14 protein-coding genes are annotated in these 12,560 nt (G+C 54.4%); 8 read left to right on the plus strand and 6 right to left on the minus strand.

All coding sequences use genetic code 11. The features are described 5' to 3' along the window. The 6 genes from Q8W24_RS12160 to pilG form a co-directional block, all read right to left on the minus strand. On the minus strand, positions 1-1,868 hold a 1,868-nt coding region (locus tag Q8W24_RS12160; RefSeq protein ID WP_305452948.1), incomplete at its 3' end, for an Hpt domain-containing protein. Beyond that, positions 1,865-2,752, minus strand: a complete 888-nt coding sequence (locus tag Q8W24_RS12165) for a protein-glutamate O-methyltransferase CheR (protein WP_305414305.1) — start codon at positions 2,750-2,752, stop codon at positions 1,865-1,867. The genes Q8W24_RS12160 and Q8W24_RS12165, both read right to left, overlap by 4 nt. 25 nt (positions 2,753-2,777) lie before the next feature. Next, positions 2,778-4,832 carry a methyl-accepting chemotaxis protein gene (locus Q8W24_RS12170; protein ID WP_305414307.1) on the minus strand — a complete coding sequence of 685 codons (2,055 nt, stop codon included), beginning with the start codon at positions 4,830-4,832 and terminating at the stop codon, positions 2,778-2,780. Positions 4,833-4,899: 67 nt separating this feature from the next. Further along, entirely contained in the window at positions 4,900-5,424 is a 525-nt protein-coding gene (locus Q8W24_RS12175) for a chemotaxis protein CheW (RefSeq protein WP_303432909.1), read from the minus strand. A 2-nt stretch (positions 5,425-5,426) separates the two neighbouring features. Continuing rightward, a complete protein-coding gene (pilH, locus tag Q8W24_RS12180; RefSeq protein ID WP_303432907.1) occupies positions 5,427-5,792 on the minus strand; it encodes a twitching motility response regulator PilH in 366 nt (121 codons plus the stop codon). 33 nt (positions 5,793-5,825) lie between these two features. Continuing rightward, positions 5,826-6,209, minus strand: a complete 384-nt coding sequence (pilG, locus tag Q8W24_RS12185; RefSeq protein WP_303432905.1) for a twitching motility response regulator PilG — start codon at positions 6,207-6,209, stop codon at positions 5,826-5,828. Between the two features lie 191 nt (positions 6,210-6,400). Here pilG and gshB point away from each other — a divergent pair, with 191 nt between their 5' ends. The 8 genes from gshB (at position 6,401) to Q8W24_RS12225 (ending at position 12,560) form a co-directional block, all read left to right on the plus strand. Then, positions 6,401-7,348: a glutathione synthase gene (gene gshB / locus Q8W24_RS12190; RefSeq protein WP_303432903.1), complete on the plus strand. Its 948-nt coding sequence runs from the start codon at positions 6,401-6,403 to the stop codon at positions 7,346-7,348. A 127-nt stretch (positions 7,349-7,475) separates the two neighbouring features. Then, entirely contained in the window at positions 7,476-8,357 is an 882-nt protein-coding gene (locus Q8W24_RS12195; protein ID WP_303432901.1) for an energy transducer TonB, read from the plus strand. After that, positions 8,357-8,914 carry a YqgE/AlgH family protein gene (locus tag Q8W24_RS12200; RefSeq protein ID WP_303432899.1) on the plus strand — a complete coding sequence of 186 codons (558 nt, stop codon included), beginning with the start codon at positions 8,357-8,359 and terminating at the stop codon, positions 8,912-8,914. Before Q8W24_RS12195 ends, Q8W24_RS12200 begins: the two co-directional genes overlap by 1 nt. After that, the gene (gene ruvX, locus Q8W24_RS12205) at positions 8,914-9,366 is read left to right on the plus strand and encodes a Holliday junction resolvase RuvX (protein WP_303432897.1); all 453 of its coding nucleotides are present in this window, start codon (positions 8,914-8,916) and stop codon (positions 9,364-9,366) included. Before Q8W24_RS12200 ends, ruvX begins: the two co-directional genes overlap by 1 nt. A 14-nt stretch (positions 9,367-9,380) precedes the next feature. Then, positions 9,381-9,875 (plus strand): bifunctional pyr operon transcriptional regulator/uracil phosphoribosyltransferase PyrR, encoded by a 495-nt coding sequence (gene pyrR, locus Q8W24_RS12210; RefSeq protein WP_303432895.1) that lies wholly within the window; start codon positions 9,381-9,383, stop codon positions 9,873-9,875. Between the two features lie 61 nt (positions 9,876-9,936). Next, positions 9,937-10,947, plus strand: coding sequence for an aspartate carbamoyltransferase catalytic subunit (locus tag Q8W24_RS12215; RefSeq protein ID WP_305475472.1), 1,011 nt, complete (start codon positions 9,937-9,939; stop codon positions 10,945-10,947). Beyond that, the gene (locus Q8W24_RS12220; protein ID WP_305475473.1) at positions 10,944-12,170 is read left to right on the plus strand and encodes a dihydroorotase; all 1,227 of its coding nucleotides are present in this window, start codon (positions 10,944-10,946) and stop codon (positions 12,168-12,170) included. The genes Q8W24_RS12215 and Q8W24_RS12220 overlap by 4 nt, the downstream gene beginning before the upstream one ends. A 252-nt stretch (positions 12,171-12,422) precedes the next feature. Beyond that, on the plus strand, positions 12,423-12,560 hold the full coding sequence (locus Q8W24_RS12225; RefSeq protein WP_303432892.1) for a lipoprotein: 138 nt from the start codon (positions 12,423-12,425) through the stop codon (positions 12,558-12,560).

Raw genomic sequence — 12,560 nt, forward strand, 5'->3', positions numbered from 1 at the left:
GGCTCTGGCTCTGGCTCTGGCTCTGGCTCTGGCTCTGGCTCTGGCTCTGGCTCTGGCTCTGGCTCTGGCTCTGGCTCAACAGTATTGGTAGCGTCTGTCACGCTTGCCAATGGTTTTTCTGCACCAGATGCCATATCGAGGTCGGTTTCTGGATCCGTCGCATCCAGTGACGCATCACCGGTTGCGGTATCCGCTACGTCGGCACTGCGGTTTGGAGCCTGTATATCGGTAATACTTTCCAGTGATTCCCATACCCGTTGCAGGATATCGTCACCTGGGTTACGTGGGTTGTCGGTATAACGCTCAATAAAGTATTCAACACCGGACAACACATCGGCAAAGTGATCCAGAGTCGTCCAGTCTGAACGCGCTCCGGACTCAATCAGCTGTTCAATAAACGGGGCTGCGATATGCAATATTTCGGCAACCGCTGGCAGCGGCACCATACGCAGAGAGCCGGCAATCGAATGCAGCAATGCCGGAATATCGCGCAGTTCTTCGGTATTCCATTGATTGCCAACGTAAGCAATGATGGCGTCCTTGACCTGCTCCAGCACATTACGAGCTTCACGCAGAACGGCTTTCTGGGCGTCGGTCAGAGCATCGGACTCATCACCGCCAGCCAGATTGCCATCCCGAATCATTCCGGAGAGTGTTGCTTCAACAAACAGCAGCGCACCAGCGACATCGAACAGGGCGGTATTATCCAGCACCCCCTGTTGTTGCATGTTTTCCAGTACGGTCAGTTGTTCTTGTATCGCTTGCCGTGGCGCACCCAGCCCCAGCATACCCATGGTATCGCTGACCTGTTTGGCTGCGGTCAGTACCTCAGCCAACGGCTCAACCGTTGCACTGGGATCCCGCATGGCCAGATCCAGCTTGTCCTTGATCGAGGTAATCTCTTCGGCCAGAACGGTCAGAACCTGGCCAACGGTATCCCGATCAGGGCCGGAAAGGACATCACGCTCGTGCTGGATTTCGTCTTCGGTCGGCAGGGCAGAATCGAGCTGAAAGGATTCCCGTACCGCTGCAATCGCCTCACCCTTGATGGTGGTGCGAGCAACATAGAACAGCAGGTTTTTAACCAGTTCATCAGACGCAGCCTGATTCAGTACCTGCTCACCCTGGGTAATCAGGTCTTTCAGTATCTGGTCGAGTTCGCGTAACAGTTGCTTGGCACTGGCCGGCATATGCTGCTGGCCAATCAGCCATTCGCTGAACGCCATGGCAGGCTGCCAAACCACACCGGATGGGGTATGACCCAGCGCGTTATGCAACCGGCTGAAGACTTTCAGCAGATATTCCTTGGCAACTTCCGGCTTTTTGTTTTGCAGTAGCTGCGATGTCGCGGCCTGCAACATCTGCCGGACCTTGCGGATCCACTGCTGGAAATCGTCACGGCTGAAACGTGCCAGTTGGGCAGGTGTCAATACCGCCCGACGCTGCATACGTGGACTGAACAATGCGGTTTCAGACAGCAGGCTGTCACCGCGGGCTGAGCGTAATTCATTCAGAATAGGCAGCAGGACAACGGGCAGATCGCGCCGACCCACCTTGACGTGATCCAGATAATGAGGCAGCTGGATAATAGCCTGCATCAGGACTTCCAGCCCATCCCGTTCATTACGCAGCTGGCCATCAGCCAGTGCGGCCGCAACGGCTTCCATTTCTTCTGCCAACAGGGCGGCACCATAAAACTCCACCATCTGGAGTGTGCCATGAACCTGATGCAGGTAGCTGAAGCAGAATTTCAGTCTGCTGTTATCTGCGGGGTTTTCACCATAAGCTTCCAGTGATTGCTGAGCTTGCTGGAGTGTTTCCTGGATTTCCCCTTTCACCCATTCCAGGGCGATGTAATCCTGACTCATCGCCGTTTGCTCTCCCTGTTAGAATCATTTTGCTTACGGACAAAGGCTGTCAACTTGCCACCACGTACCGGGTCGACCAGAGGATTACTCCAGCCGACGATTTCACCAAGACCAATCACCAGAATTCCCCCTGGAACCAGCCGTTCAGCAAGGACATTAAGAATCTCCCGACGTCGCCAGCGGCGGAAATAAATCAGCACATTCTGACAGTAAATCACGTGCTGGGACTGTAGCGGAAATGCGGAAAGATTCAGTAGATTCACCTGAGTAAAGCAGCAACGCTGACGAACGCTATCAGTCACCTGCATATGACCGTCGTCAGTACGGAGACAGTATTGGTCGCGGAGGTCGTCCGCGATCCATCCAAGGGCAGACAACGGATATCTGGCATCTCGCGCCTTGCGTAACGCAAAGGTAGAGATATCAGTCCCAGTGACTGCGTATTGATGCTCGACAGGAGACAGGTACTTATCTGCAACCATACCCAAACTGTATGCTTCCTCTCCTGATGAGCAACCGACACTCCACATTTCGAGAGTTTGACCATCGTCCAGTGCCGTCGCCATTGTCTGAATATAATTTCCAACAAATTCAAAGGCATCGGGATCCCGAAAAAAGCGGGTTTCCTGCACGGTCAAACGGTCGACCAGAGTATTCCACTCAATCGCTCCGGTCGGGCCGTTCACAACCTTACTGTAATATTCGGAGTAATTACTGCACTCTATTTCACGCATCCGGATACCCAGGCTGGTCTGCAGAAAAGTCCGTCGTTGAACCGGCATACACATTCCTGTTCGCTCTTCCAGCAGAGCTTGCCAACGACCAAACTGGTCATCGCTAAGCTCTGGCATCGTGCTGACAACAGGACGACTCTGATGATTCATAAGGAGTCTTCAACCAGGACTGTGATTACAGTACCTGTTGTTGCTCCATATCCAGGTCCGCTTCTGGCAGTTTGAAGCCCGCCACAGATTCACGCAGTTTGTTCGCCATTTCTGCCAGGTTACCAATCGATTTCGCCGTGGCGGTGGTACCCGCCGATGTTTGCGAAGTAATTTCCTGAATAACGTTCATCGTATTGGAAATATGACCCGCAGACGAAGCCTGCTGACGTGCTGCGTTGGAGATGTTCTGAATCAGTTCCGCCAGGTTTTTCGATACGTTTTCAATCTCTTCCAGTGCCACACCGGCGTCTTGTGCCAGACGGGCACCACGTACCACCTCGGAAGTCGTCGTTTCCATCGAGATTACCGCTTCGTTGGTATCGTTCTGAATCGTTTTAACCAGTGCTTCAATCTGCTTGGTTGCAGCAGCTGAACGTTCCGCCAGCCGCTGCACCTCATCCGCAACTACCGCGAAGCCCCGACCGGCGTCACCGGCCATGGATGCCTGAATAGCGGCGTTCAACGACAGAATGTTGGTTTGGTCAGCAATATCGGTAATCAGGGAGATGATGTCACCAATCTCCTGTGAGGATTCACCCAGACGTTTGATCCGTTTGGAGGTTTCCTGAATCTGCTCACGGATGTTATCCATGCCGTTGATCGTTGCCTGTACAACTTCTGCACCCTTGTTGGCGATCGCTACCGACCGCTCCGCAACCGCAGAGGATTCCGAGGCGTTAGCCGATACCTGGTCAATGGACACCGCCATTTCGTTGATCGCCGCCGATGCACCGGCAATTTCTTGCGCCTGGTGTTCGGATGCTTCCGCCAGATGCATCGCCGTGGCCTGTGTTTCCTGGGCCGCTGACGATACCTGTACCGCTGTTTCGTTAATTGCCGATACCAGTGAGCGCATCTGGTCGATGGCGTAGTTGATGGAGTCAGCAATCGCCCCGGTAAAGTCTTCCGTTACCGTTGCTGATGCCGTCAAGTCACCATCCGCAAGGTCAGCAATTTCGTCCAGCAAACGCAGAATAGCCATCTGGTTCTGTTGGTTCTGGCTTTCTGTTTCTTCCAGGTCGCGACGGGTTGACTGGTAAGACAAGTAACCCAATGCAACCATCAGCATCGCGGCCAGTACCGCAGCACCGTATCCCAGTGCCTGCAGTACAGTCCGCTCATCGGCTTCTGTCAGAATGGTTTCGGTCAGCTCGGATGTCTGGTTCAGCAATATACCAGAGTTGGTAAAGATGCTGTCGGATGCCTCACGCACCTGGAACAGCTCTGGGGAAGTCTCAAGAATTTCGTCTACCGAACCGGATACAAACTCGAACAGTTCGGATACTTCGGAGAGTGCCAGTATCGCCTCGTCGTCGGTTACCTTGGAGATGTTCATCGCCACGTTGCCTTGCACCATGCCGTTCAGTACTCGACCGAACAACGAGGCATCCCGACCAAACGCATCGGCGGCCATTACCGCGTCTTCACCACCCGCCAATACCTTGTTAACCGAGCGCACAATACGTTCCGCCAGCCATGACTGACGCTGGGCAACTGCCACCTGATCGGCTGGAGCGCCGTTATCAAGCAGGATTTCTACAATTTCATCGTATTCCACTTGCAGCTGGGGAATCGTTTCAGACAGTGTTGCGGCAACTTCGTGCAAAGAGAGGATGATGTCCTGGGCACGTACAATCTGGTCAGCATTCTGGCTGACACTGTCCCAAACCTGTTGCACGTCGGTCATACTGGCCACTTCGGCAGGAGCCAGGCCCACTTCAGGGTTACCGTTTTTCAGGTAGTTCCAACGCACTTCAAAGTTGTCACGGGCAATCCGGAGCTGTTCAAACGCTTCCCGGTTACCGGATGCAGATTCCACGGCGTTGGTCGCCATCTGCTGCGACAGTACCCGCAACTCACCCGCATGCTCGATGTATTGCTCATCACGGTTTTGCAGGCTGTTCACATACACCGTAATACCAATAAACAGGCCAAGGGATGCGACCAGCAGCACTGCCAACACACCATTGACTCCATTCTTCAAAACCGTCGAAAAGACGTTACCAGCTTTCGAACTCATGCCCTTGTCTCCACACTTACTGCATGCATTATCCTGGCGCCCCGAATGGAGTCACCTCAGAACCCGGTCACACCGCGATCTGCATAAACTCCGGGGATTGAATCAGTTCGTCAATACGAAAAATTGACCAGATTTTCTCATTCCGGTCAAAACCATATTGGGTATATTTTGCCAGCGCCGGATCCACCTGAGTCAGTTCACTCATGGTATCCACCGGAAACTGTTGCATCCCCAACACCGCATCAACAAGCAAACCCGTCAGTACATCACCTTGTTCAATCACCAGCACTCGCCGGGAACGCCAGTTGGCTTTCCCTGTCAATCCCAACATACCGGCCAGATCCATAACCGGAACCAGGCGGCCACGCACATTGGCCACCCCCAGCACCCAGCTACGGACACCGGGTACCTTGGTCATTTTGGGAGGTTGCAAGATCTCTGCTACCTGTCCCATATCCGTTACAAACTCATGCCCCGCGAGCAAAAAACCGACCCCCCGCCAATACGTCACCGCCTCAAGTTGCTGAGGCAATTCCGAGGCGTTACGGCGGCTGCGGTCGGCAATACTGACAAGCAGGGCAAATGGGCTCATCGTTACTTGGCCATCACCGAGTTGATTTCAGACAGCAAGATGCTTTCTGACACTGGTTTGACCAGATAACCACAGGCACCCTGGCGCTTGCCCCACACCCGGTCAGTTTCCTGATCCTTGGTGGTAACAATAATGACCGGTATACCAGAGGTTTCCGCGTCTTTGGTTAGCTGTCGGGTTGCCTGAAAACCGTTTAAACCAGGCATAACAATATCCATTAGTACTACATCTGGCTTTTCCTGTTTTGCCAGTGCCACACCGTCCGCACCATTCTCTGCGGTAAGGACTTCATGACCATTTTTCTCCAGCATAGAACGAAATACTTCTGTTTCTGTTGGAGAATCATCTACTACCAGAATGCGAGCCATGCTTGGTACCCCTTAATGCTTCGCGTGCTTGTCTTATGATTTTACGTATTGCCGTATTGAACCCAGGAGCTCGTCTTTGCTGAACGGCTTCGTGAGATATTCGTCAGAACCTACGATGCGACCTTTGGCCTTGTCGAAAAGGCCGTCCTTACTAGACAGCATGATCACTGGAGTGGACTTGTATTTGGAATTGTTTTTTATCAGTGCACAAGTCTGATAACCATCCAGGCGCGGCATCATGATGTCGACAAAGATGATATTGGGGCTGGTGTCTGCGATTTTGGCGAGGGCATCAAAGCCATCGGTTGCCGTAATCACCTCACAGCCTACTTTTTTCAGCAGGGTCTCTGCCGTGCGACGAATGGTCTTGCTATCGTCAATGACCATCACTTTGATGTTTTGAAAGTTGTCGTCCATATTAGGGCCTTAACCATCCGATCGTTAATTGCTGTTTTCGGCCGCGACCGCATGCATATGACGTTACGGTGCACTTTTGTATCACACATTAATGTACCAAGCTATAAGGTTCCCATGTCAAAACTGTTTCACCGAATGGAGATCCAATTACGATAGAATCCAAATCAGACTCTTGTTTTGAGGAAAACAGAATGATCAGAAAGCTCGGGGTTGTCATGGATCCCATTAATGATATTAGTGTCAAGAAAGATACATCACTTGCCTTGCTGAATGCCGCACAGGAGCTTGGTTGTGAACTCTTTTACATGGAACAGGCCGATTTGTACATTGACGCAGGCCGTGCAATGGCACGAATGGCTCCACTTACTGTCAGCATGAACCCTGATCATTGGTTTGACCTTGGTGAATGGCAACACCAGCCGCTGTCCGATCTCGATATTATCCTAATGCGTAAAGATCCGCCTTTCGATGGCGAATTTATTTACAGCACCTATATTCTGGAATTGGCCGAACAAGCAGGTGTGCTTGTCGCCAACAAACCTCAAAGCCTGCGCGATTGTAATGAAAAAGTCTTTGCGACGCACTTTTCCGAGTTTATGAGCCCTACTCTGGTAACGCGCAGTGCCGAGCTGTTACGCCAGTTTCATCAACAACATCAGGACGTTATTTTCAAACCACTGGATGGCATGGGTGGCTCTTCGATCTTTCGCCTGAAGCATGACGACCCGAACGTCAGCGTTATCATCGAGACCCTGACCAATCATGGCCGCCAGCAAATCATGGCGCAAAAATTCATCCCGGATATTACCGAAGGTGACAAGCGGATCCTGATGATCGACGGGGAGCCGGTACCATACTGCCTGGCACGGATTCCAGCCAAAGGAGAAACCCGTGGCAACCTGGCCGCCGGTGGTCGTGGTGAAACCCGCCCCCTGTCGGATAACGACTGGGCCATCGCCAGACACATCGGCCCTGAGCTGAAAAAGCGGGGACTGTATTTTGTTGGTCTGGATGTCATTGGTAGCTGCCTGACAGAAATCAACGTCACCAGCCCTACCTGTGTGCGTGAAATCAGTCGTGATTCAGGTATCGATATCGCCGGTCAACTGATCGCCGCATTGCTGGCAAAACTCGACTGATTCACTGAATCAGCTCGTTTTTACCACTGTTGACCCCGGCAGGTGGACAAAAGCCGGGGATCAGCGCAGACTGCGTGCCTATTACAATCCGCCCTTTCAACCGAAGCCGTTCTGCGACAGATACCTCATGCCTGCTGCCGTTGTCTCCAGTTCCGATCGTCTTTCTTTTGCCCTCTTTCTGGCATTGCTGCTGCATGCCATGATTGTGCTGGGTGTCAGCTTTCGCCCAGACGATCGCAGCAACCTGTCCAAAACCCTTGAAGTCACCCTGGCCAGCTATCGCAGTGACAAAGCGCCGGAAGAAGCGGACTTCCTCGCCCAGGAAAACCAGGAAGGCAGCGGCACCGAAGAAGAAGCCCGCATGCTGACCACCGACGTCGAAGCGCCGTTCCAAAGCAACGATATTACCCCGGCCTCGGTACAGAAGCAGGAAGTCTCGGCCCCCAAGGCCGTCGCCAACACCCCGGCCCGTATCACCACAACGGCCGCCAGCCCAAACCAGGCCGTCAGCAGTCCCGACAAACAACCGCCAGTAGAAGCCAAACCAGTACCAGAAGGGCCACCCAAAATGCTGCTGCAGCGCAGTCTGGAAATGGCCAGTCTCGAAGCCAAACTCGACAGTATGCGTCAGGCTTATGCCAAGCGTCCCCGGGTCCAGCGTCTGACCGCAGCCTCCACCATGAAGGCCAGCGACGCCTATTACGTCAACACCTGGCGTAGCAAAATTGAAAAGATGGGTACTCTCAACTACCCCAAAGAAGCGGAAAACTGCTTCGACAACTGCCGTTTGCGCGTACTGGTTTCCATCAATCCCAACGGCACCATCCATAATCTTGAGGTGCTGGAGTCCTCCGGCCGCAAGGTACTGGATGACGCCGCCTTGCGGATTGTGCGTATGTCGGCTCCTTTTGCCCCTTTCACGGAAGAAATGCGCAAGAATACCGATCTCCTGGAAATCATTCGTACCTGGCAATTCAAAGGTAACCGCTATCTGTCGGAAGGATCCTGATGCAAGAACTCAACAGCCTCGACAACCAGCTTCTGATTGCCATGCCACAGCTGCAGGGTAGCGAGTTTGACAGCGCCGTTATTTACCTCTGTGAACACGACCAGGAGGGGGCCATGGGGCTGGTATTAAACAAGCCTCTGGATATCGACTTTGCTGCCGTCTGCGAACAGCTCGACATTGCCCGTCATCAAGGCATCAATACCACCATGCTCAAAGGTGGCCCTGTCGGCACCGAGCAGGGATTTATCCTCCACCAGCAACCGGGCCAGTGGCAAGCCACCGAAGCCATCAGTGAATTTGCCCACTTGACGTCGTCCAAGGATATTCTGACCGCCATTGGCCTGGGAGTGGGGCCGGAAAACTACCGCCTGACCCTGGGCTATTCCGGCTGGGGACCAGGCCAACTGGATGAGGAAATTCTCGGCAACAGCTGGCTGACCGTCGACGCCGATGCCGAACTGCTGTTTGATACCCCTCCCGAAGCGCTTTACCAGACCGCACTGCAGCGCCTCGGCATTCGCAGCACAGCATTGACTGATCAGGTAGGTCACGCCTGATGAGTCATATTCCTGCTCGAGTCATGCAAGTCATGGCGTTTGATTTTGGCACCAAACGTATTGGTGTCGCCATTGGCCATCGCCTGACCGGCAGCAGTACGGCTTTAAACCCGGTCAAGGCCAACGATGGCGTCCCCAACTGGGATACACTCGCAGCCTTGGTCAGTGAGTGGCAACCCGATGCCTTTGTCGTTGGTCTGCCGCTGAACATGGATGGCAGCCCTAGCGAGATGAGCACCCGGGCCGCCAAATTTGCCCGACGTCTGGAAGGACGTTTGCACAAACCTTCGTTTACCCATGACGAGCGCCTGACCAGCTACGAAGCCAAGGGCATTGTCATTGCCGATAGCGGTGAACGAGACTTCGGCCGCCACTCAGTGGATGGGCTGGCCGCACAATTGATTCTTGAAAGCTGGATGGGCGAGCACCCTCGCCCTGACGACGAGCAGTAACAGGGAGAAGCCCCATGCAATTACCGGATATTCAGCTCGCTTGCAGCACTCTGGCCACTCGCCTGGACAGCCACTTGCAGCAACACAAGATAAACCAGCCATTATTTATTGGCATCCGCACCGGTGGCGTCTGGATTGCGGAGCGCCTGCATCAGCAACTGCAGCCATCAGAGCCACTCTACAGCCTGGATATCAGCTTTTATCGGGATGATTTCACTCACCACGGTTTACATCCCGAAGTCAAAGGCTCGGAATTACCCGATACCATCGAAGACCGCCACGTTATTCTGATCGACGACGTTATCATGAGCGGCCGCACTGTACGGGCTGCCATCAACGAGCTGTTTGACTACGGCCGTCCGGCCAGCATTACCCTGGTTGCCCTGTTTGATATCGGTCGGCGCGAGTTGCCTATTCAGCCCGATGTGTACGCAGCCCGTTTGACACTTGAAGAAGGTCAGCTGATTAAGCTCAGCGGCCCGGAGCCATTGGCCATCAGCCTGCTCTGACACCAGTATTCGGGGTGCCTCGGCACCCTATCGGTTTGGTTACAACACACATGGTTCTCCTATGACAACTGATCCCAGCCAGCTTCAGCTCACCGCCGACGGCAGGCTAAAACACTTCCTCACCACCGAAGGCCTCAGCCGGGCATTACTGACTGAAATCCTCGACACCGCCGACTCCTTTATCAGCACCCAGGAACGGGCCGTCAAAAAGGTCCCGCTGCTGCGCGGCAAAACCGTGGTCAACCTGTTTTTTGAAAACAGTACCCGCACCCGTTCAACCTTTGAACTGGCGGCAACCCGGCTGTCTGCTGATATTCTCAACCTCGACATCCAGCGTTCCGCGACCGCCAAGGGCGAAACCTTGATGGATACGCTCTGGAACCTGGAAGCCATGTACAGCGACATGTTTGTGGTGCGTCATGCCGATTCCGGTGCCGCCCATTTTATCGCTGAACAGGTAACCCCCAACGTTGCCATCATCAATGCCGGGGACGGCCGCCACGCGCACCCGACCCAGGCCATGCTCGACATGCTGACCATCCGTCGTCACAAGCATCAGATTGCCGGTCAGATTGTTGCCATTGTTGGCGACATATTGCATTCCCGCGTTGCCCGCTCCCAGATCTATGCCTTGCTGGCTCTGGGTGCAGCGGAAGTTCGTGTGGTCGGCCCCGCCACCTTGCTACCCAAAGACATCGAGTCCCTGGGGGCCAAAGCGTATTACGACCTTAATCTGGCGCTGCGGGATTGCGACGTAGTGATCATGCTGCGGCTGCAAAAAGAGCGTATGCAAAATGCCTTGTTGCCCAGCGAGGGGGAGTTTTTCAAGCTCTACGGCCTGACTACGGAAAAACTGGCACTGGCCAAACCCGATGCCATCGTTATGCACCCCGGCCCCATCAACCGTGGTGTCGAGATTGAATCTGCGGTTGCCGACGGCCCTCAATCCGTCATTCTCAACCAGGTCAGCTACGGTATCGCCGTGCGCATGGCAGTGATGGCCATGGCCATGAGCGGCCAACAAGCCAGCCAGCAAGCGGCCCAGCAACCAGTTGAAGGGGATACCGAATGAAATACCTGCATATTCGTGATGCCCGTGTCATTGCACCGGCACAACAGCTCGATAACGTCTGTGATTTGTATCTGGCCGAGGGACAACTCCGGGCTATTGGCGAAAAACCGGCCGGTGGCACGATCGAATCCACCCTCGACGCCCAAGGCAACTGGCTAGTACCCGGTTTTATCGACCTCAGCAGCTATCTCAATGAGCCGGGTTATACCCAGCGCGGCACCATTGCCAGCGAAACCCGCGCTGCCGCTGCCGCCGGATTCAGCCATGTCTGCGCCCAGCCACTTACCCGTCCGGTAGCCGACAGCCCGGCGGTGATCCAGCTGATGCAGGACAAAGCCAGCAGCGCTGGATATTCGCGGTTATTGCCACTGGGAGCACTCACTCAGGGGCTGGAGGGCGAACAACTGGCCAATATGGTCAGCTTGCGTAACGCCGGTTGTATCGCCCTGAGCAACGCCCGTCAGCCAATCAAGGACAGCTACGTCTTGCGGCGATTAATGGAATACGCCGCCACCTATGACATTTTGCTGTTTTTGTCCGCTGATGATGCCGCACTGTCCAATGGCGGTGTGATGCACGAAGGCCCGACCGCCACACGACTGGGTCTGGCCGGCATTCCGGAAACCGCCGAAACCATCGCGCTGGCGCAAATCCTGCTGTTGATCGAACAAACCGGCGTTCGCGCTCATATCAGTCAGATCAGCTGCGCCCGCAGTGTCAGTATGCTGCGGGAAGCTCGCCAGCGTGGATTACAGGTCAGTGCCGACGTCGCCATCGCCAATCTCTGTTACACCGACGCCCAGGTCAACGGCTACGACAGCCGCTACCACCTGCTGCCGTCGTTACGCAGTGAAGCAGACCGGCAGGCACTGCTGGCAGCGGTCAACGCTGGCGAACTGGCGATTTGCTCCAATCATCAACCGCACGAAATTGTCGCGAAAAAAGCCCCATTTGCCGAGTCCGCCGCCGGCATGGCGCTGTACGCTCCGTTTATTGGCTTACTGCTGCAGCGGGTTAACGATGGCGAACTGACACTCAATGCCGCCTTGTCGGCACTGAGTACTCTCCCGGCGGCAACCCTCGGTTTACACTCCGGGTTTGCAGAAGGCCAACGCTTTAATGCCAGCCTGATCAACCCGGAACAAACCGATGCGTACGGTCGCAGCGGGCAAGTGATCGCTACCTTTGTGGATGGCTTCAAGGTCTACCAACAACCATCCTGAGTTCTCTCTCTGGCACTGATCACACAGTGCCTGCGCTCCGGTTTCAGCCTCTGTATTCCGATACCGGGGCTGAAATCTACCCGTCTATGTAAAGTCAGTGCGAATAGATCTCAGCAGTCAAGACAGCCTGCACAGGCAGTGTATAATGCCTGCAAATTCGAGATACAGAACCCGCGTGCCAGTGCATCGCTCTCTGAGTCATCAGAGCAGATCCAGACACTGGCTACGCCCGTAAGCAGATAGCCATTACCCATGATAAATCTGAGTTACCGCCTGCCATCGTTACCGCTTCTGACCGCCATGTTACTGGCCGTATTGGCGCTCAGCGGTTGTGGTCAGAAAGGCCCTCTGTATCTGCCCGACCAACCTGATACGGAAACGACTCCCTAA

This window comes from Oceanobacter sp. 4_MG-2023 (genome assembly GCF_030689165.1).
Lineage (GTDB): Bacteria > Pseudomonadota > Gammaproteobacteria > Pseudomonadales > Oceanobacteraceae > Oceanobacter.